Here is a 26874-nt window from a genome sequence, read left to right on the forward strand (position 1 = left end):
CTTTTCGACCCTCTGAAAAAAAAGTCTGTAAAAAGTCAGTCAACTGTGGTAAAATAGAAATAACACAGGAGGCTGATTTTTTATGGGAAGAAGAAAAAGAGAACCAATGAGTGAAGGAAAAAAGAACATCATCGGAATGCTGCTCAAGGAGTATGATATCCGGTCAGCAAGGGATATAGAAGATGCTCTGAAGGATCTTCTTGGCGGCACTATACAGGAAATGCTTGAGGCAGAGCTGGATGAACACTTAGGGTACAGTTCATATGAACGCTCGGACAACTCCAATTACCGTAATGGAAAGAAAACAAAGAAGATACGTGGAAATTTAGGCGAAACCGAGATCGAAGTACCACAGGATCGAGACGGAACATTCGAGCCTAAGGTCGTAAAAAAGCGTCAAAAGGATATTTCAGGTATCGAACAGAAGATAATATCGCTGTACGCAAAGGGCATGACAACACGCCAGATAAGCGATACCATCGAAGATATTTACGGATTTGAGGTCAGCGATGGTATGGTATCCGATATCACAGACCGTCTCCTTCCGCAGATAGAGGACTGGCAGAAACGTCCGCTTGATGAGGTTTATCCCATTGTATTTATTGATGCTGTACATCTTTCTGTACGAGAAAACGGACAGATAAAAAGCTTGCAGCGTATGTTGTTCTTGCTGTCAGTCTTACAGGACATAAGCAGGTATTGTCCATACATATCGGTGAAAACGAGAGTGCAAAGTACTGGCTTGGCGTTCTGAACGAGCTAAAAAATCGTGGCGTAAAGGACGTCCTCGTGATATGTGCCGATGGTCTTTCGGGTATGAAAGGAGCCGTAACAGCGGATACCGCCGTCTGAACAAACAGAGAAGCGTATTTCCGAGCGATACGGCGCTGTTGAAGGCTCTGTATCTTGCAACTCATAAAATAGCGAAAAAATGGACTATGCCACTGAGAAACTGGTGCAGAGTTCTTGGTGAGCTTGAAATCATGTATCCCGACAGGCTTGGCTGAGCGAGCCGCTGAAAATCAGCCTGATTCCATTGCGCTGTGCTCCACTCCATCAGGCTGATTTTCAAAAAGAACCTTGACAAATTACAGTACCCATTGTATACTGTAAAAAATTAGAGTGGCAAATTTTATGCCACTCCCAACTAATGTTTTTATCACAGTTGATTAATTTACAGAGATTTTTTCGCAGAGCCAGCTTCGCTCACAAACGGTAAAAAATGCGTGTCTGCACTATCCGTCCGGTTTCCGTTTTACTTTATGCACAACCTATCCGTCAATCTCAAAAACGCAAGCAGAAAATATAATAAAAACGCACCAATTTCAAAACGGAGTTGAATTTTTTTGCTGTAGCATAAAAACACAACCGCTGTACTTCATAATAATTAAGAACACTGCTTATCATCCCAAGATCCTATGTAATACCTCTACTACATCATCATTTTTAAGTCCATAGCTTTTCAAGGAATTGCTGTCAAATGGGTCTTGCCCCAACAAGTCAATAAAAGTATCAATATCTAATTTAACTTTTGCGGGTAATTCAGATACGCTTTCAAGCATTAGCTCAGCTGTTATTCGTAAAATGTCCTTTTTGTGCTTCTTTATATCGCTCGAATCAACAGCTTCGCCTTTCTCTTTCATTTGTTTCAAGTCAAGATATGCCTTTGCCTTGAACAGAATAAGATATTCAGGGCGAAGAACAGACAGGCCGTTTCTTACAACTTTTCCTTCCAGCAAAGCTTTATAATACTCATCATCAAGCAGAATTGCTGACAGACTTGAAACAGAATCATCTATGTGTATTGGTGTGATCCCTGTCATTTTACGAAGTTCAAAATTATTCCTACAAAACAGTTCTATCATTTTAGGATAGGTATCATCTTCAGGTTTATCAAATCTGTAAAACTGCGGCTTTTGTACACTTGTTGTCTTATTTCGGTATCTCCCGTTCTGAATAAATTTCCAGAATCTTTCTCCAAACTCAGGCGTAAGAGCCTCGACTATCAAAACCATATCCAGATCCCTTGTTGCTCTGAAAGTTGCGTCATTGCTTTCAAATATAATATCACAGGCTGCACCGCCTATAAGCACATATTGTTCTTCGTAGTCGGCAAAATAGTTTCTGAAAGTATCTAATCCTTTTACCACACATATTCCTCCAACATCTCGTTTATAGATTTCATTACTCTTTCGTCCTGCAATTCTTCATCGGTCAATGACAGGGATGCGCTTAGTGGGTCTTGTATCGGCTTATGGTTATAGTCAATGAAATAGCCCACTTCAAGAACTGCACAGCCAATAGCTTCTCCTTTTCGAACTTGCTTCAGCTTTTTTACCCCTGTGTCAGATAACTCTTTTTTTGTCACCGCATAGGTAGTGTAAGCATTATCAGAGAGCAATGAATACTCGCACAGAGCAGTGATTCCTGCCTTTTTGTCTAAATATATATCATTCGGAAACTCGTATCTTCTAATAACAGGGCTTCTAAGAATGTGCTGAAGCTGTTCCCACAGCTGCTTTATATCAGACGGAACGGTAACAGCTCTTGCTTTGCCCTTTGTATCAAGGATATTGACATTCAGATATTCTATTTCATCAAAGCACCTGCTCGCAGACGTTTTGGATACGCCCAGCTTTGTGGCAGCTTCTGATACTGTTACCTTGTTCCACCTTTCATAGATTGCCATAAGTATTAGCTTTTGCGTCAAGTACGAAATAATATCAACAGGTGCAATATCACGTTCACCTGAATTAGACAGCAGGCAGCCTATAAACGGCAAATAAACCTGCTTGCCTTTCAGTACAAATGGGATGCCGTCCTCGACAAGTTTTTCCTTGATATAAGGGGTGGTCGATTTAAGAAATATTGCACAGTTAAGTCCTGAAATATTCTGAACTTTAGCTCTGTCCTTTCGGAGCGCAATAAGACCAACATCGCCTTTTGGTTGAATTGCAAGCCAGTCTATTCCGTTGATTTCAACATCAAATAGATCATATCTCCCTTTGAAAGCAAGCGGCAATCGGTCGTATAGGTCATTATTCTCTTTTATTTTAACGTTTTGTCTTAACGTTTTTTTTAGGTATTCTCTCATATGCTCACCTTTTAAATCTATAACGTAATTTAAGTTACAGATTTAAAATAACACATTCTTATCAAAATGTCAAGCTGTTTATAGTTTTTGCTTTTAATTTATTTTATGTACAGCCTATCCGCCAATCTGAGGAGCACAAGCAGGTAATCGAGTTCGCTTTTCAACGTTGTCTGTAACGGGTCGCCCTCACGGATACGCATGGTGCGCCTTATTTCTTTAGGTATGACAACTCTGCCGAGATCGTCGATCCTGCGGACAATTCCTGTTGCTTTCATATTTATGACCTCCGTTGTTTTTTCAAAATTGCAGTAATATTATTTGCAGAGGTGGGGAATTTATGCAGGGGAAAAAGCGAGCTGGGGTGGCTCGCTTTTTTTTATCGGCTGGGAAGTCCTCTATGAAAAAAGTGTGATGTGTATCATTTGGTATTATCAATAATCCATACTTCCAGCTTCAGCCAACAGTTCTTCGGCCTTTTTTTCCAACTCTTCTGTACTTTTGCTAAGATCATCAGTTAATGGACTAAGACGTTCTATCTCTTCTTGCTTTAATTTTTGTTCTTCTTCATAACCACTTGTGGGATCATACGATTCGACGAAAAACCAAAAAGCTGCCAATAATCCAGCCAAAATAACCACAGCAAATGCGATTATTTTTTTCTGCTTGTCGCTCAGACCTTGTGTTTCTGCTTTGGCTTCCTGACTGCTTTGTGATGTGACAGGGCAGCCGCAATGTACACATACAACTGCCTCATCGTCTATTTCTTTTCCGCATTTTCCGCAAAATGCCATATAAAAATCCTCCTTTTAAACATTTATAATGTTTATCAAATTTTGATTATTTTAAATTTGTCTTAACCATGAAACATTTGCTTTTTTTCATAGGTTTTCGACTACATTGAACCAAGTATTGTCATTAATATAAAGCAGTTCGCCCAAGTGACAACACCTGTTATAAGACAAGTCTTTGCCGCTTTTGGTCGTGTATCTTTCTTGACAACATACAATATGATACCTGCAATAGGTATCAGCAAACTGAGAAGTACTTCCACAAAGTCTGCACCTGAATAAGGGTCATAGTCAGGGTTTTGGTTTGTGCTTGGTAGTGCTGCCTTTTCGGTCGCACAGCCGCAGTGTACGCACATTACTGCGTCGTCATCAATTTCTTTTCCGCATTTTCTACAAAAAGCCATAATTTTTTTCTTACGATTATTTTTGATTTTCTTTTTTGTTTAATGCTCCGATTATCAACTCCATTTGTGCCGATTTATAAATAGCAGTTTTATAAGAGCCTATAGATTTTATGGCTGCAAAAGCTGATATGAGAATTATAAATAGTCCAAAACCAGTTCCTATTATTTTAAATTTAGGAACTATTTTTACTAAATCTTGCATTTGTTTAGCTGTTTGAGCTGCATATTGAGCTGTAGATTTAGTATTTTCGGTCGTTATTTTAAGAGCCTTATACACGTATGTATAATAATCTGTTCCAAATTCAGCATAATCTGCGGAATTATAATATTCGTTGTAATTGTTTGTATCTGCAGTGTTGTATGGTGCGGATATGTTACCACTTGTTGCTGTGACTATAAGTCCCAGTATTATTCCCAATGCACAAACAATAATCTTACCAATAAGTATTGTTTTGTAGTTTGGCTGTTCTGATGTTAGCAAAGACTTTGCTCCTAACGATATGCTCTGTTTTGTTTCTGCTCTTGCCAAGGTATAACACCCACATTCAGGACAGATTTCTGTTCCGTCTTTAACGTATTTTCCACAATGTCCACAATATGCCATATGACATTTCTCCATATTCTTCTATAGTGCTTTTTGCACTACTTATTTTGTACTGTCATTATACCACATTATTTCCACGATTTGTTAAGCTGGCTGCTTAGGATAACGATTACATTTTGTAAACAAAGTGTAAATTTTACGGATGTAAACGTTGATAGGGGGTGTTTTTGAAATAAGGAGTGGGGAGCGAGGGGTGTTATTTCAAAAAGTCGGGAGTTTTTGAAATAAGGGGGATAAAAAATTCCGCCGCAGGTCGCATTAATTCGTGACCTGCGGCGGTTTGTATAATCTAGTGGTTATACCACCCAAGAGGTGTACCAGATATATTTATGTTTATCTGCTTTGTTTCCTGATATTCATCAAGACCGCTTGTACCAAGTTCTCTGCCAATGCCACTCATTTTGTAGCCACCCCACGGGGCTTCTGAAAAGGCTGGGTTATAGCAGTTTATCCACGTTATACCTGCACGAACTTCTTTTATCACCCTTAGAGCTTTTGCGGTATCATTGCAGAAAACAGCACCTGCGAGTCCATAATCTGTATCATTTGCCAATTCTATTGCTTCTTCCTCTGTTTCAAAAGTCAGCACAGTAAGTACTGGACCAAATATTTCTTCACGAACTATTGACATATCAGAGGTGCAATCGTCAAATATGGCAGGCTTGATGAAATTTCCGTTGACAAGATCGCCATCTGTACATTTGTATCCACCGCAAAGAAGTTTTGCTCCCTCTGCCTTTCCTTTTTCAATATATCCAAGTACGTCCTGCATATGCTTTTTTGATATGAGCGGACCCATATCAGGGTTATCAAGAGGAGCTCCAAGGGTAAGCTTATCAGTTCTCTCGACAAGTTTTTTTAGAAATTTATCCTTTATCGATTTTTCTATTATCAGTCTTGATCCTGCACAGCAGACTTCTCCTTGATTTAAAAATATACCCATCATTACCCATTCAACGGTCTTGTCGATATCCGTGTCTGCAAAGACGATATTAGGTGACTTTCCACCGAGTTCAAGCCCTATTTTCTTTACGTTGCCAGCAGCAGCCCGCATTATGCCTTGCCCAACGGATGTGCTGCCTGTGAATGTTATCATATCTACCTTTTTGCTTTCGGCTAAAAGATTTCCAACTGTGCTTCCTGAACCGATGACCAGATTTGCAGTGCCTTTTGGTAGATCACATTTATCAAGTATCTCAAAAAGCTTCAATGCCGAAAGTACCGTTTCAGAGCTTGGCTTGAAAATTATACTGTTGCCAGCCGCAAGTGCAGGGGCTATTTTCCATACGCTCATCAAAAATGGAAAATTCCAAGGTGTGATAAGTGCGCAGACACCCACTGGTTCTTTCAATGTGTATGAGTGCATATTGCCGAAATTGCTGTTTACATTGTAAGTTTGACCGCTTGGTGTACGGATAAGCCCTGCATAATAACGGAAACAATGCACAGCATCGTCAACATCTGCCTGCGCTTCACGCAAGGGCTTGCCGTTGTCCATTGACTCTGTCTTAGCTATTTCATCAATCTCGCTCTCTATCATATCAGCGATCTTTAGAAGCTTGTCGCTTCGTTGCTGAACATCAAGATCACGCCATTCTCTGGTTTTGTAAAAGGAACGTGAGGCACTTTCTATTGCATATTCCACATCTTCCTTGCTGTTTTGCACTATCTCGCCTAACTCTTGGTTATTTGAAGGATCAACAGATCTCAGAACAATTCCCGAAGTGCCTTCAAACCATTCTCCGTTAATGTATGTTTTATATCTGCGCATAGAAAGAACTCCTTTGGCTTGATTTACAGTGACTTTAAATATAGATCTCTTATGTGTGACCTGTCAAATTTTACGGGATGATAGGATATACCTGCTGCTGAAACTTTCATACAGCTGTCTGTCAGCATATCGATATCACTTTCTTTTACTCCAAAATCTGATAACGTACAGGTAAGACGAAGTGAGTCGATAAATTTTGTTATCTGTTCTGCACAATCATTCTCATTATTGCCGCCTAACACTTTTGAAATAAATGCAAATTTCTGTGGGTCACCTTTTATGCTTGCTTCTGTTACTGCAGGGGTTATGGCTGCAAGACCTTTGCCGTGTACGGCATTCTTGAAACCGCTGACAGGGTGTTCCATACCGTGTGCAAGTGTAACACCTGCGGTATTTATGACCATTCCCCCCATTGTGCTTGCAAGACTTATCTTGTCCCAGTACTCTGGGTTATTGTCTCCCTTAAAAAGCTTTGGAAGATCATCTGCAATAAGCTTCATTGCCTTTTCGCACATAATATCCGTGAATGGTTGAGCAATGCGGCTTATATAGGCTTCCATACAGTGACAAAAGGCATCAAAACCGACACTTGCCAAAACATTTTTCGGCATAGTCATCATACATTCAGAATCAATGATAGACGCCTTTGCAACTATTGCATTGCATCTTAGTGATTTTTTATCTCCGTTTTCCGGGTTTGTTAATACAGCAAATCCGTTTCCCTCACTGCCTGTTCCGCAGGTCGTTGGGATAAGTATTATCGGCAGAGCTTTGCCGCTTTTCAGACGATTGAATATATAGTCATTTATATCACCGTCATTTACTGCGATAAATGCTGCTGCCTTTGCACAATCCATAACGCTTCCGCCGCCGACGCCTATGACCATATCGCAGCCGTTGTCTTTTGCTATTCGTGCAGCTTGCTCAGCTGTCGTTGTAAGAGGATTTTGTGGTACTTTATCAAAAACAGTATATTCGATACCTGATTTTTTTAAGTGACTACAAATTCGGTTAAGCAACCCAGAGCGCTTTGTGCTGCTTTTTCCTGTGACAACAAGTGCCTTTTTGCCGTGATCGCTTGCGATGATTCCAACAGAGCTGACTTTTCCTCTTCCAAAAACAATATTTACAGGCAGGTAGTAATTAAAATCCATACTCACGTTTAATACCTCTTTTCTTGTATTATTTATCAGACTTTGCTTTTACCAAAGCGGTCTCAAATATCTCAAAGCCTTTTTCAAGTTGTTCGTCTGTTACACACAGAGGGACAAGAAATCTTATAACGTTTCCGTGTGTGCCAGCATTTTCAAGCATAAGTCCCATTTGAAGGGCGTTCTGTATCACCTTAGAAACGAGTTCGCCGTTTGGTTCTTTTTCTGCTTTAGTCTTTACAAATTCCACGCCAAGCATCGAGCCAAGACCTCTTACATCTCCTACCTCTTCATATTTTTCTTTAAGACCGCTGAAAAATATAGTTGCCTTTTTACCTATTTCTTCAGCCTTGCCTGCATAATCTTCTTCCAGCATTATATCCATTACCTTGAGTGCAGAAGCACAGGCAAGAGGATTTCCGCAATATGTTCCGCCAATAGTTCCCACAGGTACTGAATCCATAATTTCCTCACGGGCGGTTATTGCACTTATTGGAACGCCGCCGCCAAGAGATTTTGCTGTTGCTATAATATCTGGTGCAGCACCTGCTTCCTTCCAATATTCTGAGGCATAGTATCTGCCACTTCGACAGTTTCCACACTGTACTTCATCAGCAATAAGTAAAATACCATTATCGTCGCATATCTTTCTGACGGCTTTTACCCATTCGATAGGTGCGGGGACAAAACCACCCTCTCCTTGAACAGGTTCGACTATCATTGCTGCAATATCACTGGCAGGTGCAGCTTCATCAAAAAGAGTGTTGAGTTTGTCTAGGTAATATGCTATCGCTTCTTGTTCAGAATATCCTTTTGGTGCATGATAAAGGTAAGGGAACTCAGCTCTGTAAATATCAGACGGGAAAGGACCCATTCCCTTTGCATAAGATTTTTTTGCTGTAAGAGCCATTGTAAGATTTGTTCTTCCGTGGAATGCACCAGAGAAGCAGATGATGCCTTTTCTTCCTGTATATGCTTTGGCTATCTTTACTGCATTCTCATCTGCCTCTGCACCGCTGTTTGCAAAGAATGTTTTCAGTTTATCACCTTTGCATGGCATAAGTTTGTTGAGCCTATCAGCAAGTTCAATGTAACCACTGTGTGCCACCACATTGAAAATGCAGTGAAAATATTTTTCTGCCTGATCTTGAACAGCTTTCACGACCTCAGGTCTGCTGTAGCCGATGTTGAGAACGCCGACACCTCCGATAAAATCAAGAAAGATGTTTCCGTCAACATCTTCGAGCATTGCGCCCTCTCCACGCTTGATACATATAGGATATGTATAGCCACAGAGCGCTTTAGGCAGTGCGTTGTCCCTTTTTTTCAAAAGTACACAGGCATTTGGTCCTGGAACCTTATCTGTAATTATAGTTGGCAATGAATTTCTTAGCATTATAAAGTCACTCCTGTTCTTTTATTACGGAAAGTTTTTTCCTTTGATATAATTATAAGAAAAAAACAGTATAACAGCAATGTGTTGTCTTTATAATCTTTATTGTGGTGTATGCACACAATAAATTATGACTGATCTTTTTGACTTTCACGATAGTTTTTGATCTCAAACGCCATTTTAAGTTCAAGATAGACGTCAAGATCATCAAGTTCGCAGCAAAGTATCTTTTTGATCTTATCCATACGATAGCGCATTGTATTCCTGTGGATAAACAGGTGCTCTGCTGCTGCGGCAGCGTTGCAGTTATGATCAAGATAGGCTTCAAGCGTTTTGCAAAGGTCGCCCTCCTGCAAAACATCAGATTGTATCAGTTTGCCTATATGATTATTTACATATTCATCAAGAAACTTATCATTTTTTATCTGCGCGATAAGCGAGTAGATACCGAGATTATCGTAAAAGAATACTTTCTGACTTTTACTTTCAGAGTGTGATATTTTAATGGAGTTCAGAGCTTCCTGAAAGCTTTTCTTTAATTCCGATATGTATTCATATGCAGATCCTATCCCTGCCTTTGCGTCAACGCCGTAGTAAGAACTAATGTGGTCTATTATCCTTGTGAATATATTGGAGAGCAGATCGCGGCTAAATAACTCCGAGGGGATAAGCATTATGCCTGTATCTATTTGCCAGAGCATCAGCATTTTTTGCAAACCATAGTTTTTAAATTCATATCTGATATATCTTTGCAGATTTTCATAAGAGTCCTGAAGTTTGTTGTTTTTGTTTAACTTCAGCACGACTATATGATTTTTATCCGATATATTAGTGCCTAGATAGCCTGCCCGTATCTTTATATCAGCGTCATTTATATTAGAGGAATAAATTATTGCAGCAAGAAGCTGATCTATCGAGTTTGTGTTGCTTTCTTCTTCCACCAATGCCTTGCATACGATCTGTGAAAGATCAATGAGGTGCAGATCATAGGACAGTTCAAACAGCGGTAGTTCGTTGTCATTGCAGTATTCGGTCAGCATAGGTGATATCTGTCCGACATTTATAACAAGCCCAGCTATATTCTTTTGGTTCATTTCCACAATCATACTGAGCATTTTGTCATCATTGTCTGTGAGTGCTGCATTTGTGACAATAACAAGTTCTCCTCCGTGTATCAACTGTGAGACTTTAAAATCATCTGAAAGACATTGTGTACAATCGGCAAAATATATCCACCGTATGTTTCTGTACATTCCTGATCCACCCGCTATAAGCTTCATTCCTGAATATATTTTGGGAATGTTCATTAAATCTTCGCAGTTCATTTGTTATCACTCCTAAAAACACCTTTAGCCCATAGGTAAAACTATGGGCTGGAGATGCGAGATTTATTCTTTATTATACATAAGATACATAAGGTCCTGTGCGATCGTTGCCGCCGCAAGTGCGGTGATCTCGCTGTGGTCATATGCGGGAAGCACCTCTACAAGATCTGCTGCTACAACATTGATACCACGCAGTTCGTAAAGTAGTCGCCTTGCCTGAGCTGAGGTAGGACCGCCGATAACAGGCGTACCTGTACCTGGTGCAGCCGAGGGATCGAGAGCGTCGATATCAAAGGTTATGTATACAGGCATATCGCCCACAATGGCTTTCAACTGTCTAGCTAGCTCTTTCATATCCATATTTACAGCGTCCATAGCATAGAAAATATTATATCCACATTTAGTCATTTCAGTTCTTATAAAAACCTGCGCCGAATGTGACGGGTCGATACACCCCTCAGCCTGTAAGTCATATGCGAAGTTTGCGTGGGATACATTTCCATCAGTGGACGGAGTGCTGTCCTGATGAGAGTCAAAATGCAGCAGAGCAAGTTTTCCAAACTTTTCGCTTGCAGCTCTGACCATACCATATGGAATAGTGTGGTCTCCGCCAAGGGTAAGAAGTTTGCTGCCAGATTCAAAAACTTTTTTGGCAGTATTATACGTTTCCTCAAGCATTACCTTCGTTGTATTTGCACCCACATAGTATCCTACATCGCCGTAATCAACGATCTTTGCTTTATCGCTGAGTTTGTAGCTCCATGGGTAGGCAAAGCAGTTTGTGAGCTGGCTCATATTTCTTATAGCTCTTGGTCCAAGTCTTGCACCTGGACGATTTGTAACACCACTATCGAAAGGTACACCCATTATAGTTATGTCAGCACATTCAGTATCCTGTGTGTACGGATAAAGATTAAAACTTGGTATTCCTGCATAATGCAGATGTTTCTGAATTTCATATTCCATAATAAATAGCTCCTTTATCTTAAAATGTTATTGCGGTTGCACGGCAGGGACTTCCTTCACCGTTATGCAGTTTTAGTGGAAAGGCTGTAAAAAAGAACTTTTCAGGCAGAGATGATAAATTTACAAGACCAAGTATTATCGGTATCCCTGCTTCTGAAAACTTATAGTCGGGAAGAACGAGGTCAGCTCCTACTGATGAGATCCCGTCATTAGGATCGCCTATCATAGGGCTGTCCATTCCCACGAGTTTTATTTCCTTTGATACAAGATATTCTGCCGCAGGTACTGTAATATATGGGCTTTCAGATACATATTCTTTTTTGTTCCAAAAGCTATCCCAATTTGTTCGGATAATACATATCTCGTCTTTTTCAAGACCATCAGCACCTGCTGCTTTTAGTCTTTTCACTGTTATCTCTTTGCTTTCTGAGAACGGCAGGTAAAGTAACCGAGCGTTACCTGCGAATTTCTCAATAGGGGTCTCGCTTATTCCCTGTGCATTTTCGCTCCAATGAGCGCTGTTTTCTATGTGAGTGCCTGTGTGGGCTGTCAGTGTATATTCTCTTGCGATATAGCCATTTTTATCGACACACGCAAGATCTTTTACGCTGTATGGCGTGTATGGCTCACCATAATACCACATTTTTTCTGTATATTCGCCGCTCAGATCAATTATTTTCATAACATATGCCTCCTGTCAGAAATCCCAGCCATATCGTGTGGCATATATATCAAGCTGTTTTTCAATATCATCTGTGTATCCCTGAGGTATTTTTTCAAGGCTGTCAAGATAGTTTATAAGCTCACTTGAGAAATCAATAGGCTGATCAAAGCCCCTTTTGTCAATGTTTTTCATATCATCAGCAGGCGTATGTCCCCATACGAATCCACCGTTTGACATAGTAAGACTAGGGATTTTGTTTGATGTGAGATTTAGTGTGTCACAGGGAACAGGTCCGGAAAAAATGTCCAACGTTGAGCCGCACTTTTCAAATATTTTTTCAAATATCGCTTCAAAGTCTTTTACGCCTGCATAGGTTATGGAATAAGGCGTTGTCATTCCAATGATATCGTAATTGATATTATATTTTATACGTTTGTAAATGTCCTGGTTTTGCTGCAAAAAGTATTTGCTTCCGTGCAGACCAGGTTCGTGACCCGACCAGCAGGCAAAATATAAGGTCCTATGTGTTCTGACGCCCTTGTCGGATAGAGCCTTGTATTTTTCTGCTAATGCCATAACAGTGCCTATTGCACCTGCATCATCAACAGCACCTTTGCTGCTGACTGCCGAGTCAAGATGACCTGAGATCAAGATCACTTCATCTTGCTTGTCTGTACCCTCTATTACGCCTATCGTATTGGTGCTTTCTTTTTTCTGAACCTGAGTTTTTAGTTCAACGTGCAGTATGACCTTATCATTTTGGCTGAACAGTTTATTCACATCATTTTTGTTCATTATGAATGACGGCAGCATATACTGTGCTTCTCTGTACTCAAAATTTGAATACACATATGGTATGCCTTGCTGTGACTCGTCTGTTGTGAATATTACGGCAGCGGGCTTATATTTTTCAAGTACCTTGTAGGTGGCTATATCTGGGTAATCCATAAGAACGCTTCGCTCTATAACTACGATCTTTCCTTTGATATCTGTTTTTATACACTTGTCACTGATAGGATAGATCTCGCCGATAACACCCATTTTCTTGACGTCTGAATGTATAAGTACAGCTTCCGCTGTTAAGCCACCCTCTGGTGTATCTGTGCAGAAGCACACATTAGTATGTGGCAGAGGTGTGATCTGCTTGTTTGAGATCAACTCAACAACGCTTTTTTCAGTGCTGCAAACAGGTACTTGAAAATGATGCTGGATATATTTCATGCCGAGAGATCTGAACACTTCGACAGCGTGTTCTGCTGCCTTGTTCATCTGTGCAGTGCCTGCGATACGCTCTCCGCATTCTTCAACAAAAAAACGTGTATGTTTGTATGCTATCTCAGAATAATCTTTGCTAATTGTAGGATCACTCCTTAGTTTGACATGATCTTATTCCATTGTTCATCATATGCGGAAAGTGCGTCAGTAGGGAGGTCCGAATTGAGAATGTATGATTTTTTATCATCAGGGATCTCAAACATACCTTCTATTTTCTTATAATCATCGGAAACATAATTCAGCGCTTCCTCATTATTTGATATAGCGGGGTATGTATTCAAACACTCTGCATAAATTTTAGGGTCGCATATATAATCAATAAACTTTTCAGCATTCTTACTGTTAGGCGATTGCTTTCCAATAACCCAATACTGTGTGCATTGCATAAATGTCTGGTCTTCTACCTTGAGGTAATCAAGATCAGGGTCATCAAGAAGCGCCCTTGAAGCGTCACTTGCAAATGTAAGAGCGACACTGCATTCGCCATTTTTCACAGAAGAACTTGGTGTTGCACCGTCGAACACCTTTACGTTCGCAGTAAGCTTCTTGACCCATTCTGTTGCTTCAGCAATCTCTTTTTCGTCTGTAGAGGAGTCTGAATATCCAAGGTGCATAAGTGCTGACGGATACCACATGAACGAATAAGGCATTGTAACGATCTGACCACGAAGCTTTTCATCAAGAAGATCATCCATTTTTGTGATAGTGACAGGACAGGTCTTTGTGTTGTATATCCAAGTGTAACCGCCGGTGGTGTTATATGGAATAGAGTACTTCTTGTCATTGTCATTCAGTGAGATATCACATTTATCTGTGGAAATATATTTGCTGTTTGGAATATCTTCATAGCTTATTTCTTGAAGCATATCTGCATCGATAAGTGCGTGCAGAGTAGAAATAGCAGGCTGACCAATATCATAACCCTTGGGATCTTCTGACCACTTGGTATAGATGAGAGTATCATTGTCAACATAGTCGATATTACACTTTATGCCTGTTTCTTTTTCGAAGCTGTCAATGACAGATTGAGGGACATAGTCAGGGTAGAGAATCATATTAAGTTCTTTTGTGTCGCCTTTGCTGCCTGAATTGTTTCCACAGGAAGCCAGTCCGGTTGTTGCCGCCAATACCAACGCTGCTGTCAACGCCAGAAATTTTCTTCTTTTCATTTTACTTTCCTCTTTTCTTTTTTATTGCAATAGCCGCGGTAGCTATAAGCATTACCGCAAGTATTATGGTGAACAATGCGTTATATTCAGGTGAGATACCTACCTTCAGATTTGAGTATATTTTTACAGGAAGTGTGGTATATCCCGTGTTGCTGAGAAAATTTGATACGATAAGATCGTCAAATGACAGCGAGAATGCCATAAGTCCGCCAGTAAAAATACCTGGAAGTATCATAGGACAGATGATGTGTATGAATGTATATATCTGGTTTGCACCAAGATCAAGTGAAGCTTCTTCTATAGAAACATCATAGTCTGCAAATCTTGACTTGAGCGTAACAATAATATACGGAAGAATGAATATAGTATGCGCACATACCATAACCCAAAAGCCTTTTGATATGCCAGCTGCACCTGTAAGCCCAAGAAATGCTACCGCTATAACTATTTCTGGGATCACCATAGGTACAAAAACCATAAAATTCAGAAACGAATGGCCCTTGAATTTAAGCCTGCAAAGCGCATATGCACCAAGGGTGCCGATAAAGATAGCGGCAAGCGTACTTACTACTGCCAGTGTAAGTGAGTTTATAAGTACTTGGATCATTTCACTATCAGAAAACAGTTTGCTGTAATAATCAAACGTGAAGCTTTCCCAATGCTGATTTGAAGGCAGGCTGTTGAATGAAAATGCGACCATAACTATTACAGGGATAAATACAAACACATATATTAGCATCACATAAGCATTCGTTATTTTATTTATAAGTTTGCTGTTTTTCATTTACATCGCCCCCAAATCATCAAGGTTTCCTATCCTACTGTAAAGATAAAGCATAAGCAGAATGAATATTACAACGCACACTGAGAGTGCTGCACCGAGAGGCCAGTTCCTTGCACTGAGAAATTGGTTGCATATAATGTTACCTATCATATATACTGTTCCACCGCCGATAACATCTGTAATAAAATATGTGCCTATAGCAGGAACAAAAAGAATGATAAATGCTGCGATTATTCCCGGAAAAGTCATAGGGAGAATTACCTTTATGAAGGTCTTTATCTTGCCTGCTCCAAGGTCATAAGACGCCTCGATAGTTGCTTCGTCAAGTTTTTCTATAGATGAATATAACGGCATTACTGCAAACGGCAGAAGATATTGTACAAGCCCAATTGTGATCGAGCCGTTTGTATAAAGTATCTGCAAAGGTGAGCTTATGATATGAAGCTTCATAAGAGCAGTATTTATCAAGCCAGATGAATTAAACATTATAACAAGGCTATATAGTCTTGCAAGGCTACTGGTGTAAACAGGTATCATGAGCAGAAACATAAGCAGCTTGCCTGATTTTTTCCACTTTCTTGCCACAATAAAGGTAAATGGATATCCAAGCAATATGCATAATACAGAGCTTTTAAGAGCCATACATATTGATCTTCCTACGGCTTTGAGATAAGTAAAATCTGCAAGAGACTTATAAGCGTCAACTGTAAATCTTCTGATAGTGCCGCCGTATGCGCCACGTCCCATAAAACTCATTGCTCCAACATATAAAAGTGGAAGTACCACCAGCAGCAGAAGTGCCAAAGTTAGTGGGAGAATATATACAAGTGCCGTGAAATTGAACCTGCTGCGTGATGTTGTCATTTACTGCACCCCCCGCAATGTGTCAAAATTTTCGGCTATAGGGCCTGTCGGATTTTTGATCATTACAGCGTCCTTTGCGTCCCATTCAAGATATACCTTGTCACCGATATTTATATCGTTGTAGGAAGCAATGTCTGCAACTTTTATCTCGTGTCCGTTAGAAAGCACGGCAATATGTTTCATCATATTGCCAGTAAATATCTGCTCCTTTATCTCGGCTGGCAGTGAATTGCCGCTTCCTGCTTTTCTTGTGATCCGTACTTTTTCTGGACGAATGCAAACATATACCATTTGTCCTGCAACATAACCATCATCGCTGCACAGGATGTTTCCACTTTCGATTGCAACTGTACAGTTGTCGCTATTTCTGTCCTTTACTACGCCCTCGAAGATATTTGACTCACCGATAAATTCTGCAACATATTTTGTTTTTGGCTTCATATAAAGTTCCTTTGGGGAACAGACCTGTTCAAGTATGCCCTTGTGCATTACAGCAATCCTGTCACTCATTGTCAGAGCCTCTTCCTGATCGTGAGTGATGTATATAAATGTTATGCCAAGCTTTTTCTGCATTGTTTTCAATTCCAGCTGCATCTGCTTTCTGAGGTTAAGGTCAAGAGCCCCCAATGGTTCGTCAAGCAACAATACCTTTGGATTATTGATGAGTGCTCTTGCAATAGATACACGCTGTTTTTGTCCGCCTGAAAGCTGAGCAGGCTTCCTTTTTTCATATCCGTCTAACCTGATAAGCGAAAGCATATGTGAAACACGTTCGTGTATCTCTGCTTTGGAAACTTTTTTTACTTTCAGACCATATGCAATGTTGTCATAAACGCTAAGATGAGGAAACAAAGCATAACTTTGAAAAGCCGTATTTACTTGCCTTTTATAAGGCGGAACACCTATCACTGAGCTGCCGTCGATACAAATATCGCCGGAGGAAACGTCCTCAAAGCCAGCTATCATACGCAGCGTGGTGGTTTTGCCGCAGCCAGAAGCTCCAAGAATAGTCAAAAACTCGCCCTCATAAATATCCAGATCAATATTCTTGACGACCTTGACATCATTGTCATATGTTTTTGATATGCCTTTTAAGGACACTATTACTTTTTTCTCTTTCATAGTTACCTCTCTTACTGCTTACAAAGCATTTTCTCCACATTCTCCTGTACGGATTCTCATGGCATCTTCTATGTTAGATACAAATACCTTGCCATCGCCGTGTGTTCCTGTACCAATCTCATTGTAGATGTCGTTCATAATGAGCTTTAGCTCACTGTCTTTTACAACTGTCATAACATATATCTTAGGGAGAAGATTAGTTGCAACATCATCATTTTCAGCTTTGCTGATATGACCTTTCTGACGTCCACAACCCATTACTGAATAAACGGTGAGACCAAGGCAATTGTGATTGACAAGGATCTTCTTGATAATCTCTAGCTTTTCCGTTCTTGTGATAATTTCGATTTTTTTCATGTAATCCAACCTCCTGAATAAAAAAGACGCCATTTGCCTTTGAAAAGGAAATAACGTCTTTGTTCTTTGAAATATTCTGTTTTGTCTTTCTATGACCTAAGTATATCACAATAAACAAGATTAATCAAGTTGTGCAAGTTACAAATAATGTTGTTGCGAGTGCACAATAATCAGTAATTGTGCAAAGAACACAGAGACAATTGTGGTGTTATGACCTTGAAATCTCTTTTATAATTTAATATAATTTTTATAAGGTAATGTTAAACCCTTAATAATGACTATTGGAGATGATTTTTATGAGAGCGGCGGTAGGCGGCTTTTTTCACGAAACAAATACATTCTGTGCTATACGCACAGACCTTGACAGCTTTAAAGCTCGTGATTACATTGATACTGATGATGTTAAGGAGTTTACGGAGTATTTCAACGACGCTCGTGAGATAACGGGCTTTTTGAGGACATTGGCAAAGTATAATGATGATGTATTACCTCTGCCAGCTGCGTTTGCTACGCCGTCGGGACTTATTGAAAAAGATGTATATGTCGCTATAAAAGAGAGAATGCTTGAAAGGATCGCTTTTACTAAGCCTGATGTTGTGTTTCTCAATCTCCATGGTGCAGCAGTAGTTGAAGGCTTTGATGATTGTGAGGGGGACTTGCTCAGCTCAATCAAGGCACTTGTTGGAGAAGGTACGCCGATATATGCTGTACTTGACCTGCACGCAAATGTATCTCCTCTTCTGGGTTATAATACAGAACCTCACGTTGATATAAGGAAACGTGAATCGGAATGTGTGGAGATATATCATAGACAGCTTGAAGAAGGCTTTGTAATGAAAACGGCATATGCTCAGCCACCGCTCCTTTTGCCTGCGATCAATACAGATACAAATGGTGGTGCTATGACGCCATTTATAGCCCAAGCTTTTGAATATGAGAAACAGGCAGGCGTTATCAATGTATCACCATTTGCAGGCTTTTATGGCTCTGACAAATATAATGCAGGTCCGTCTATTATTTGTACGGTGACAACAGATGTATCCGATGCACAGGCGATATGTAATGACATATCAAATATGTTTATAGACAAAAAAGATAGTTTCTTTGTGCACCTTGATCCACTTGACAAAATAATAAGCACAATAAAGAGTGCACCTTCAAAGAAATATGCCGTTATCGATGAATGTGATGACCCGCTCGGCGGCGGTCCTGCTGATGGTACTTATATTCTTGATAAACTTATTGAGGGCGGTATAAATAAAATAGGGGTATCAACTATCTGTGATAGAGAGATCACGAAAATGGCTTTTGCAGCAGGAGAGGGTGCTGTTATAAAGGGACTTCTTGGTGGAAAAACTGATAATAAGCACGGACGACCTTTACCGATAATGGCGGTGGTCACTAAACTCATTTGCAAACCAATACCAATGTGCGAAGCTAATGGTGAAGAATTTGCAGATTATGGGGAAACATATACTGATTATGGTCGCATAGCTGTTATTAGCACGGAACAAGCAGATATTGTTGTAACTGAAAATAAAGTTCCAACGGAGATGATAAATATTTTTAGACATCTTGACATTGACAGCAACAAATATTCAGTTCTCGTTCTCAAAGGCTTCGGCCATTCATACAAGGCAAATTTTAGCGACAAGGAATATGTATATTTTACAGCAGAGAGTATAGGTGTCAATAATCCTGACGTTACAAAAATCGGTGAATTTAAGAAGATAAGAAGACCTGTTTATCCGCTGGATATGAAATAGTATGTTAGCTATGTTTCAAGGTAATTAGATCACAGATAACTATAAAAGAAGTCACCGTCGCAGGTCGTATTAATTCGTGACCTGCGGCGGTCTTGCATTATTTTATGTACAGTCTATCCGCCAATCTGAGGAGTGCAATTTTATATGTGCAACGTAATGCATGTCAATAGTTTAGAGAAATATGTTTAAAACGTCATAATAACATTACGATTTTTACACGAATATTAAAATTATGACATAATTTTCAGCCATATAGTGATACGATATAGTTGCAAACAAAACTAGAATCAGAAAGGACGGTTAAAAATATGAGAAAATTTAATGGCTATATGCACGGCATCGATATCGGAGGCTGGCTGTCACAATGCGATTACAGTAAGGAACATCTTGATAATTTTATTACAGAGGAGGACATCAAGCGTATAAAGGGCTGGGGCTGCGACCACGTTAGAGTGCCTGTGGATTATAATATCTTTCAGGACGAAAACGGCTTTATAGAGAGTGGCTTCGACTATGTTCAGAAGTGTATCGATTGGTGCGGAAATAACGGTATCAATATGATACTTGACCTCCATAAGACAATGGGCTTTTTCTTTGACAAGGCTCAGGCTGAAAGCGGATTCTTTGATAACGCTGAGCTTCAGCAGAAATTCTATGACCTTTGGGAAGAGTTTGCAAAGCGTTTCAGCAAATATTCTGACAGAATTTCTTTTGAACTTCTCAATGAGGTAACTGATCCTAAGTTCAGCAAAAAGTGGAATGCTATCGTTGAAAATGCCATAAAGCTTATTAGAAGATATAGTGCTGATATAAATATTATTGTGGGCAGCTACTGGAACAACTCTATTGATTCAATGAAAGACCTTGATAAGCCTTATGACGAGCATATAGTTTATACTTTCCATTGCTATGACCCATTTCTTTTCACTCATCAGGCTGCCTATTGGGTAGATGAGATGCCGAGAGATTTCAGGATCGATTATCCGGGAAGCGTCCCAAAATACAGAAGTGAGGTAAAGCGTCTTGGTCTTGAATATATGCAGACATACGAGGAAGTCAAGACAGAGAAATTTACGCCTGATTATTTTATGGGAAGATTTGCTGAGGCTGTAAGGGTCGCAGAGGAAAGAAATGTTCCTATGTATTGTGGCGAATACGGTGTTATAAATCTTGCATCTGCTGAAAATACTCTTAACTGGTACAAGGATATAAGCAGTGCCTTTGAGAAATGTTCTATCGGAAGAGCGGCTTGGTCATATAAGGGTGTTGACTATGGCTTTATTGACGGACATCTTGACAGCGTTCTTGATGAACTGGTAAAGTATCTTTAATAGTTCATTTCTTAATATAACTCCATTTTTGGACAAGCTCGGTCACGTTTGCCGAGCTTGTTTTTTTATGCTTAGTTTCATAAATTGATGTTTGCTCATAAAATTCTATTTACGATAATTATTTGATATAAATAATTGAATATTGATATAATAGTTTTAAAACAAAGCGTATAATATAAACATAATAATTCATAGTCACTTTCTTATAATAACTTCCGAATAAACAGACCTGCTTGAATATCAAGTGGGTCTGTTTTCATATATTTATAATCTTTCATAAATTTGATATTAAACACTTTTATGATATTTATGTTACGTTTTTGATATAAACAAAACGTTTACATGGTTATAATATATACAGAAACAACAAAATAAATTGCTTTTAGCGAAAAATTTTATTGAAAAATAGGAGGAAAAAGGTTATGAAAATCAAAAAATTTGTAGCAGGTCTTTCAGCAGCGGTTCTCGCAGCAACAATGATGTCAGTTTCTGTTTCGGCAGCAAAGCTTGGCGATGTTGTTCACCCGTCAGAGGAGGACTCAAAAATGAATGACTCATATTACTCTATCGGAGCAATGGGCTTTTATATGGGTCAGGACTGGACCTGGAATCAGGGTGACTGGGTAGGCATTGATGATGCTGGCAAGATAACTGTTGAATATAAGATAAGCAAAGTTATCACCGACAAGACAATGTCAGGCAAGGGAACTCTTGGAGATATGGGCGTTATGGTGGCAAATCTGCCTGATGGTATTTATCCTGTGGACGTTAAGATATCTGACGCAAAGTTCGTTGCCGAGGACGGCACAACAACGGTTTTTGATTCGATTAATTCTATCACTTCATTGGACGAGGACCCAGAGGGTGGAATAAGAATACATATCAGACCAACTGAAGAGGTCGATGATGAAACAGGCGAGGTAACAAAGAAGGCTTGTCCTGAGGTCGCAGGCTGGGAGAAGGAAGGCGCTTTCAACGGCGGCACACTTTCAATGACGCTTGATTTCGGTGTTGCATCTGCCGAGGGCGGAGATTCAAAAACAGATGCTTCAAAGGCAGATTCAAAGTCTGATGCTTCAAGCTCAAAGGCTGATACGTCAAAGAAAGACGCTTCTTCATCTAAGGCGGATGCAGGCAAGACTTCTGCAACAGCGGCTACATCTTCAAAAGCATCTGACGATACATCTAAGGCAGCAGAAACAGGTGCGGCTGTTGGCGGAGCACTTGCAGTTATCGCTCTTGCAGGCACAGCAGTGATCGTTGCAAAGAGAAGAAAGTAATATTTGGAGGTATGGCTATGAATAATGCAAAAAGAGTTTTGACATTTGCCCTTGCGGTTTGCTCGCTTTCAGCATTTGCATCTTGCGGAAGTTCAAGTGATTCATCAAGCAAGGTCGTTGACAAAAAACTTAAGGAAGATCAGCAGCAGATAGTTCAAAGACTTGCTGATGATATGAAAGATGTGAGAGATCTCAAGAGCAACGAAATAAAGTGGTTTTCACATTGGGATATCAACCCTACTGAGGCAGAGGACAAGGAGATAGGCGCTGACCTTGCTTTGTTCAAGACAAAGTATAATGGTAAGATAAACTGGGTGCAGACCACTTGGGAAACTAAGTTTGACGATCTTGCGGCACTTGTAATGTCAAATGATTCACCTGATTTCATCGGTGCTGATGATATGGACGTTTTCCCTAAGGGTGCTATAAAGTCAATGATAGAGCCTATCGACGATTATATCGATCTTTCAAAGCCTCTTTGGACAGACATAAAGGGTGCGACAGATCAGTTTATGCTTGGCGATAAGCATTATGTGAGCGTTATCAGAACAGACCCTGCATATGTTTTTGTATACAACAAGCAGACAATGGAAGATAACGGATATGACGATCCTGCTGAGCTTTTCAAAGAAGGCAAGTGGAACTGGGATACATTCACAGAAATGTGTCTTGATTTTACTGACGCTGAAAGCGATAAATACGCTCTCGACGGCTGGTATTATGAAAAGGCTTTGCAGCAGTCTTCAGGTGTGCCGCTCATCGGTATCACAGACGGCAAGCTTGTAAACAATATTTCTGACCCTATGATAGCAAAGGCTCAGAATATGATGTATGAGCTGCAGAAGAACAATGTTGTTTATCCAAAGCACGAGAATAACTGGAAACTCAGAGGCGACGCAGAGGGAAGCGGAATGGCAACAGGTCTGACGCTTTTCTATCCTATCGGACTTTGGGCACTTGAGAATGCTCCGTCAACAACTGTAAACTATGGTGATGTATCAAAGGGAGAGGTAATGTTCGTTCCTGTTCCTTGCTCAGCTGATAGCGATAAACAGTATATCCCTTCAAGAGTACATGGCTTTAGCATTGTTAAAAACGCTCAAAATCCTGAGGGCGTGGCAGCTTTCCTTGAATGCTGCCGTTACGCAGAGCTTGACGAGGCTGCACATCAGATAACCCTCGATCAGTACAAGGACGATTACGGCTGGACAGATGAGATGCTTGAAATGAGAGAAACTATCTATGATCTGTCTGCACAGAATCCTGTATTTGACTTTGAACAGGGCGTATCTGCCGACCTTAACTCTATTTGTGATACTGCAATAAGAGGAACAATGAATCCGCAGGAGTCAAAGAGCTGGTCACAGGTCGTTCAGGAAAATGAAAAGGCTATAGATTATCTTATCGACGAGGCTATGACTTCAATGAAAGAGGCTAAATAATATCTAATTATCAGAAAAAAAGGGCGGCAGGGTGATTTGCCGTCCTTTTTCTATAAATATGAGGCTTTACTTGTGTCTGTAAATATGATATAATAAGCTAAAAAGCAGGGGGTGAAAGCTATGGAAATAAACAGAGAATTGTCTAAGCGGCAGTTTATGCAAAAGGAAAATGACTATCATCATTCACCATATGAAACGGAACTGGAATTTTACTCTGCGGTGCGGGCGGGCGACCTTGAAACGGTCAAACGTTTGTATACGCCGCTGGATACAAACGGAAAGGGCAGACTCAGCAAAGACGACCTTAGAAACATCAAGTATCATCTTGTCATAACCATAGCTATGCTGTGCAGGTTTTGCATCGAGGGTGGACTTGACCCGGAAACTGCGTATACCATAAGCGATATATACATTAATAAGTGTGATGAGTGCCGCAATGAAGAAAGCGTTATGGCTGTACACAAAGAAGTCATCGTTTATTATACAAAGCAAATGAAAAAGGCTGCGTCACAGAACGTTTACTCAAAGCATATCCTTATGTGCTTTGACTGCATTTTCGATAATATTTACAAGGGCGTGACCGTCAATCAGATAGCTGATGAACTGAACATAACGCCTCAGTATCTTTCAAAGCTTTTCCGAGAGGAAGTTGGCGTAAAGATCTCTGATTTCATTATGTCAAAAAGGATACAAGCGGCTGAAAATATGCTGAGATATTCTGAATATAGTCCGCTTGATATAGCCAATTATCTTGCTTTCAGCTCGCACAGCCATTTTATTGCCTGCTTTAAGAAACAGACAGGACTTACGCCGAAACAGTATAGAGATCAGTTTTTCCGTGCAAACTGGAACAAGCATAGCACAAGCAGATCGAAAATATAAGTTGATGTTAATAATCTGATATTTGCATTACTTTTCTGATATAAATATCACATTTGTTGATTTATAATACTTATAGAAGATAAAATTCTGATATTTATTCGGAGGTAATGAAAAATGAAAAAAGTTTTGGCTATGTCGATTCTCACAATGATAGTTATGTCTATGGGTGGCTGCGGTGCTTCATCTGACAGCAGTTCTTCGCAAGATGTCAGCAGCAAGGCGGAAACGGAAAGCAATTCTCCATACACGGTTGAGGCAGATTTCAGCAAGGGTGCGTCAAATGATTTTTCCATTTCAGCAGGCTGGTCAAATGGTGATCCGTTCAACTGTTCGTGGAGCGAAGATAACGTGACTTTCAATGACGGAAAAATGCAGCTTACCATTGACAGTATGGGCGATTCCGAAGCGTACAGAGGCGGCGAGTATCGTTCAAAGGAGAACTATGGCTATGGACTTTATGAGGTTTCGATGAAAGCCATAAAGAATGACGGCGTTGTATCATCGTTCTTTACATACACAGGTCCGTCGGAGGATAATCCTTGGGACGAAATTGACGTTGAAGTCCTTGGCAAGGACACAACAAAGGTGCAGTTCAATTACTACACCAATGGTGTTGGCAAGCACGAATACATGTATGATCTTGGTTTTGACGCTTCTGAGGATTTTCACACTTACGCATTTGAGTGGAAAGAGGACGGCATAACTTGGTATGTTGACGGAAAAGAGGCATACAAGGCTACTGAAAATCTGCCTGTTACGCCTGGTAAAATAATGATGAATGCGTGGAACGGCATTGGCGTTGACAGCTGGCTGAAAGCCTTTGATGGCACAGTTCCGCTTACAGCGGAATATGAGTGGGCAAGGTTTACGGCAGAAAAGTAAAGTGATCCGCATATTACGCTTGCGTTTATGTCTTGATTTTTTTAGTTAATGATATTGATATTTGAACCGACCCCATTTGCTAGGTCAAAAAGTCTAGCGAATGGGGTCGGTTTATTTTACAAAGACAAACTTCATATATTCACTCTTCTCAGAGCTTGACAATTTATATTCTCACATCTCAACTTCTCGGTTATACGCCTCAGCACCCTCGACATACAGTGTTCTCATTTCTTCAAACGAGTCGTTTGGGGATAGGATAACGCCGTCTTTGCCGAACTTATTGAAATAGTATTTGACTTGGATAGGCGGGGAGATGAACTCGTTGACAGCGTTGGGCTTGGGCTTTTCATTGCCTTTCAGTATGGGGCGCTGATAGAGTATTTTGCCGAACATTTCAACGCCTTTTTCGGTGAGGTATACTTTGGAGATATCGCTCTCATCACTGCCAAAACGTGGGTCGCTGAGTAGGTGCTTCACGGACTTGACGTGACCCTCTTTCAGCCGTTCGTATTCGGTGACGGAGGAGTATTCCTTTTGGCTGAGCTTTTCTGCAATGCTTAGTCCGCTCAATCTGCTTATGCGATAGCTGTCGGCTTTGAACTCTTTGCCTGTGCTTTTTTCGTCGGACAGGCAGACAAGATAATTATACATCTTATATTCGTCGCTGACGATACGGTAGGGGATAAGCCTTATGCGGCGCTTTTCACGGCTGTACATATTAGAATATGCGTAAATGAAGCTGTAATATCTGCTGCCGTTTTGTTTGATGACTTCATTTATTTTTATGATATTGTCGGCGAAAAGGAGCCTTTCACGTTCGCAATCTGACAGCAGGGCATAGTCCTCATACACGGCTTTCAGAAATCTTCTTAGGGTCGAGCTGTACACTTTGTTTTCATAATAAAGGTCATCACTGCTCAGTGTATCGTAAAGGTCACGGCATATGCTGAGCCTTACTCGCACTGCATTTTCGGTCTTGGTCTTTTCGTATTTTGCAGAGAGTTTTGAGATAAGATAGCTTTTTATTATCTCCTTGCTTTTATCATCAAGGCCGTCATCGATCTCCTCGATCTGCCATTCTACGAATGCGTTCAGAAGTGGGATACCAATATATTTATAGTTATCGTCACTTTTGTATTTTAATGATGCGATATATGCTGAATCAAATATACTTGTGAGAAATGAGGACATTGATACGCTGCCGTTAGGGGAAAGGCTTGTTTCAAATATGGACTTGTCCTTGATAATGACGGAATATGCAGAGGGTGAGAGGGGTATGGATTGCACCTCTGCGATATATGGTACGCCGTCCTCACGCTTGGGCAGAAATGTGCTTGGGGTCATGCTCATTTTTATCACCTCTTGTATCCATTATATCACAAATGTACTTTTTGTCAATATCATAGAAAATTATTTTGCTGAAATTGTGATATAAATGCCGTAAAGACGTGATAAATGTGCAAAAACATAGACAAAAAAGTTTTTGAAAATTACACTTTTGTTGACGATGATAAGGTGGTATAATGTATACAGAACAAAGGACAGGAGGTGATAAAAATG

24 protein-coding genes and 2 pseudogenes are annotated in these 26874 nt (G+C 40.2%); 7 read left to right on the forward strand and 19 right to left on the reverse strand.

The window, feature by feature from the left end; translation table 11 throughout:
• Positions 1-106 precede the first annotated feature (106 nt).
• Positions 107-1007 (forward strand): annotated as a pseudogene (locus AB5Z01_RS00610) (IS256 family transposase).
• A gap of 396 nt (positions 1008-1403) precedes the next feature.
• On the opposite strand, the gene AB5Z01_RS00615 reads toward AB5Z01_RS00610, so the two are convergent.
• The 18 genes and pseudogenes from AB5Z01_RS00615 to AB5Z01_RS00700 form a co-directional block, all read right to left on the reverse strand.
• The gene (locus tag AB5Z01_RS00615; protein WP_332009027.1) at positions 1404-2150 is read right to left on the reverse strand and encodes a hypothetical protein; all 747 of its coding nucleotides are present in this window, start codon (positions 2148-2150) and stop codon (positions 1404-1406) included.
• Positions 2144-3094 (reverse strand): MarR family transcriptional regulator, encoded by a 951-nt coding sequence (locus tag AB5Z01_RS00620; protein WP_117893587.1) that lies wholly within the window; start codon positions 3092-3094, stop codon positions 2144-2146. The genes AB5Z01_RS00615 and AB5Z01_RS00620 overlap by 7 nt, the downstream gene beginning before the upstream one ends.
• 170 nt (positions 3095-3264) lie before the next feature.
• Positions 3265-3369: pseudogene (locus AB5Z01_RS00625) on the reverse strand (AbrB/MazE/SpoVT family DNA-binding domain-containing protein); the annotation flags it as partial.
• A gap of 156 nt (positions 3370-3525) precedes the next feature.
• Positions 3526-3885 (reverse strand): zinc-ribbon domain-containing protein, encoded by a 360-nt coding sequence (locus tag AB5Z01_RS00630; RefSeq protein WP_138338296.1) that lies wholly within the window; start codon positions 3883-3885, stop codon positions 3526-3528.
• Positions 3886-3986: 101 nt separating this feature from the next.
• On the reverse strand, positions 3987-4286 hold the full coding sequence (locus AB5Z01_RS00635) for a zinc ribbon domain-containing protein (RefSeq protein WP_287216254.1): 300 nt from the start codon (positions 4284-4286) through the stop codon (positions 3987-3989).
• A gap of 16 nt (positions 4287-4302) precedes the next feature.
• Positions 4303-4890 carry a zinc ribbon domain-containing protein gene (locus tag AB5Z01_RS00640; RefSeq protein ID WP_117878860.1) on the reverse strand — a complete coding sequence of 196 codons (588 nt, stop codon included), beginning with the start codon at positions 4888-4890 and terminating at the stop codon, positions 4303-4305.
• 289 nt (positions 4891-5179) lie between these two features.
• Positions 5180-6661, reverse strand: coding sequence for an aldehyde dehydrogenase family protein (locus AB5Z01_RS00645; protein ID WP_195221177.1), 1482 nt, complete (start codon positions 6659-6661; stop codon positions 5180-5182).
• Between the two features lie 23 nt (positions 6662-6684).
• A complete protein-coding gene (locus AB5Z01_RS00650; RefSeq protein WP_118160273.1) occupies positions 6685-7815 on the reverse strand; it encodes an iron-containing alcohol dehydrogenase in 1131 nt (376 codons plus the stop codon).
• A 28-nt stretch (positions 7816-7843) separates the two neighbouring features.
• Complete coding sequence (locus AB5Z01_RS00655) at positions 7844-9208, reverse strand: aspartate aminotransferase family protein (protein ID WP_138338275.1); 1365 nt, start codon at positions 9206-9208, stop codon at positions 7844-7846.
• Between the two features lie 125 nt (positions 9209-9333).
• A complete protein-coding gene (locus AB5Z01_RS00660) occupies positions 9334-10530 on the reverse strand; it encodes a PucR family transcriptional regulator ligand-binding domain-containing protein (RefSeq protein WP_332009028.1) in 1197 nt (398 codons plus the stop codon).
• A gap of 63 nt (positions 10531-10593) precedes the next feature.
• Positions 10594-11496 carry an agmatinase gene (gene speB / locus AB5Z01_RS00665; RefSeq protein ID WP_195221175.1) on the reverse strand — a complete coding sequence of 301 codons (903 nt, stop codon included), beginning with the start codon at positions 11494-11496 and terminating at the stop codon, positions 10594-10596.
• Between the two features lie 19 nt (positions 11497-11515).
• Positions 11516-12178, reverse strand: coding sequence for a cyclase family protein (locus tag AB5Z01_RS00670; RefSeq protein ID WP_287216253.1), 663 nt, complete (start codon positions 12176-12178; stop codon positions 11516-11518).
• A 15-nt stretch (positions 12179-12193) separates the two neighbouring features.
• Positions 12194-13429 (reverse strand): M28 family metallopeptidase, encoded by a 1236-nt coding sequence (locus AB5Z01_RS00675; protein ID WP_287216252.1) that lies wholly within the window; start codon positions 13427-13429, stop codon positions 12194-12196.
• A 101-nt stretch (positions 13430-13530) separates the two neighbouring features.
• Entirely contained in the window at positions 13531-14604 is a 1074-nt protein-coding gene (locus AB5Z01_RS00680) for a PotD/PotF family extracellular solute-binding protein (protein WP_138338266.1), read from the reverse strand.
• 1 nt (position 14605) lies between these two features.
• Positions 14606-15388 (reverse strand): ABC transporter permease, encoded by a 783-nt coding sequence (locus AB5Z01_RS00685; protein WP_287216251.1) that lies wholly within the window; start codon positions 15386-15388, stop codon positions 14606-14608.
• Positions 15389-16252: an ABC transporter permease gene (locus AB5Z01_RS00690; RefSeq protein ID WP_256322367.1), complete on the reverse strand. Its 864-nt coding sequence runs from the start codon at positions 16250-16252 to the stop codon at positions 15389-15391.
• Positions 16253-17374, reverse strand: coding sequence for an ABC transporter ATP-binding protein (locus tag AB5Z01_RS00695; RefSeq protein ID WP_287216250.1), 1122 nt, complete (start codon positions 17372-17374; stop codon positions 16253-16255).
• Positions 17375-17392: 18 nt separating this feature from the next.
• Positions 17393-17731 (reverse strand): P-II family nitrogen regulator, encoded by a 339-nt coding sequence (locus tag AB5Z01_RS00700; protein ID WP_022288052.1) that lies wholly within the window; start codon positions 17729-17731, stop codon positions 17393-17395.
• Between the two features lie 296 nt (positions 17732-18027).
• Here AB5Z01_RS00700 and AB5Z01_RS00705 point away from each other — a divergent pair, with 296 nt between their 5' ends.
• From AB5Z01_RS00705 to AB5Z01_RS00730, 6 genes are all read left to right on the forward strand, one after another.
• Complete coding sequence (locus AB5Z01_RS00705; RefSeq protein ID WP_368365199.1) at positions 18028-19497, forward strand: M81 family metallopeptidase; 1470 nt, start codon at positions 18028-18030, stop codon at positions 19495-19497.
• Positions 19498-19805: 308 nt separating this feature from the next.
• A complete protein-coding gene (locus tag AB5Z01_RS00710; protein WP_368365200.1) occupies positions 19806-20828 on the forward strand; it encodes a glycoside hydrolase family 5 protein in 1023 nt (340 codons plus the stop codon).
• Between the two features lie 422 nt (positions 20829-21250).
• The gene (locus AB5Z01_RS00715; RefSeq protein ID WP_368365201.1) at positions 21251-22108 is read left to right on the forward strand and encodes a hypothetical protein; all 858 of its coding nucleotides are present in this window, start codon (positions 21251-21253) and stop codon (positions 22106-22108) included.
• A gap of 17 nt (positions 22109-22125) precedes the next feature.
• Positions 22126-23550, forward strand: a complete 1425-nt coding sequence (locus AB5Z01_RS00720; RefSeq protein WP_022288049.1) for an ABC transporter substrate-binding protein — start codon at positions 22126-22128, stop codon at positions 23548-23550.
• Between the two features lie 120 nt (positions 23551-23670).
• Positions 23671-24432, forward strand: coding sequence for a helix-turn-helix domain-containing protein (locus tag AB5Z01_RS00725; protein WP_332009038.1), 762 nt, complete (start codon positions 23671-23673; stop codon positions 24430-24432).
• 114 nt (positions 24433-24546) lie between these two features.
• Entirely contained in the window at positions 24547-25314 is a 768-nt protein-coding gene (locus AB5Z01_RS00730) for a glycoside hydrolase family 16 protein (RefSeq protein ID WP_022288047.1), read from the forward strand.
• Positions 25315-25485: 171 nt separating this feature from the next.
• Here the strand turns inward: AB5Z01_RS00730 and AB5Z01_RS00735 are convergent, their stop codons facing one another.
• On the reverse strand, positions 25486-26664 hold the full coding sequence (locus tag AB5Z01_RS00735) for a hypothetical protein (RefSeq protein WP_195221166.1): 1179 nt from the start codon (positions 26662-26664) through the stop codon (positions 25486-25488).
• Positions 26665-26874 lie beyond the last annotated feature (210 nt).

This window comes from Ruminococcus sp. RTP21359st1_H3_RTP21359_211015, from assembly GCF_040909065.1.
GTDB lineage: Bacteria > Bacillota > Clostridia > Oscillospirales > Ruminococcaceae > Hominimerdicola > Hominimerdicola aceti.

Bases quoted from the DNA above. Each gene is read 5' to 3' on its own strand.
- AB5Z01_RS00685 (WP_287216251.1), bottom strand. From the start codon at position 15,388: ATGAAAAACAGCAAACTTATAAATAAAATAACGAATGCTTATGTGATG.
- AB5Z01_RS00670 (WP_287216253.1), bottom strand. From the start codon at position 12,178: ATGAAAATAATTGATCTGAGCGGCGAATATACAGAAAAAATGTGGTAT.
- AB5Z01_RS00695 (WP_287216250.1), bottom strand. From the start codon at position 17,374: ATGAAAGAGAAAAAAGTAATAGTGTCCTTAAAAGGCATATCAAAAACA.
- speB (WP_195221175.1), bottom strand. From the start codon at position 11,496: ATGGAATATGAAATTCAGAAACATCTGCATTATGCAGGAATACCAAGT.
- AB5Z01_RS00700 (WP_022288052.1), bottom strand. From the start codon at position 17,731: ATGAAAAAAATCGAAATTATCACAAGAACGGAAAAGCTAGAGATTATC.
- AB5Z01_RS00635 (WP_287216254.1), bottom strand. From the start codon at position 4,286: ATGGCTTTTTGTAGAAAATGCGGAAAAGAAATTGATGACGACGCAGTA.
- AB5Z01_RS00690 (WP_256322367.1), bottom strand. From the start codon at position 16,252: ATGACAACATCACGCAGCAGGTTCAATTTCACGGCACTTGTATATATT.
- AB5Z01_RS00640 (WP_117878860.1), bottom strand. From the start codon at position 4,890: ATGGCATATTGTGGACATTGTGGAAAATACGTTAAAGACGGAACAGAA.
- AB5Z01_RS00680 (WP_138338266.1), bottom strand. From the start codon at position 14,604: ATGAAAAGAAGAAAATTTCTGGCGTTGACAGCAGCGTTGGTATTGGCG.
- AB5Z01_RS00725 (WP_332009038.1), top strand. From the start codon at position 23,671: ATGGAAATAAACAGAGAATTGTCTAAGCGGCAGTTTATGCAAAAGGAA.
- AB5Z01_RS00630 (WP_138338296.1), bottom strand. From the start codon at position 3,885: ATGGCATTTTGCGGAAAATGCGGAAAAGAAATAGACGATGAGGCAGTT.
- AB5Z01_RS00645 (WP_195221177.1), bottom strand. From the start codon at position 6,661: ATGCGCAGATATAAAACATACATTAACGGAGAATGGTTTGAAGGCACT.
- AB5Z01_RS00715 (WP_368365201.1), top strand. From the start codon at position 21,251: ATGAAAATCAAAAAATTTGTAGCAGGTCTTTCAGCAGCGGTTCTCGCA.
- AB5Z01_RS00675 (WP_287216252.1), bottom strand. From the start codon at position 13,429: ATGAACAAGGCAGCAGAACACGCTGTCGAAGTGTTCAGATCTCTCGGC.
- AB5Z01_RS00655 (WP_138338275.1), bottom strand. From the start codon at position 9,208: ATGCTAAGAAATTCATTGCCAACTATAATTACAGATAAGGTTCCAGGA.
- AB5Z01_RS00705 (WP_368365199.1), top strand. From the start codon at position 18,028: ATGAGAGCGGCGGTAGGCGGCTTTTTTCACGAAACAAATACATTCTGT.
- AB5Z01_RS00720 (WP_022288049.1), top strand. From the start codon at position 22,126: ATGAATAATGCAAAAAGAGTTTTGACATTTGCCCTTGCGGTTTGCTCG.
- AB5Z01_RS00620 (WP_117893587.1), bottom strand. From the start codon at position 3,094: ATGAGAGAATACCTAAAAAAAACGTTAAGACAAAACGTTAAAATAAAA.
- AB5Z01_RS00660 (WP_332009028.1), bottom strand. From the start codon at position 10,530: ATGAACTGCGAAGATTTAATGAACATTCCCAAAATATATTCAGGAATG.
- AB5Z01_RS00730 (WP_022288047.1), top strand. From the start codon at position 24,547: ATGAAAAAAGTTTTGGCTATGTCGATTCTCACAATGATAGTTATGTCT.
- AB5Z01_RS00710 (WP_368365200.1), top strand. From the start codon at position 19,806: ATGAGAAAATTTAATGGCTATATGCACGGCATCGATATCGGAGGCTGG.
- AB5Z01_RS00735 (WP_195221166.1), bottom strand. From the start codon at position 26,664: ATGAGCATGACCCCAAGCACATTTCTGCCCAAGCGTGAGGACGGCGTA.
- AB5Z01_RS00650 (WP_118160273.1), bottom strand. From the start codon at position 7,815: ATGGATTTTAATTACTACCTGCCTGTAAATATTGTTTTTGGAAGAGGA.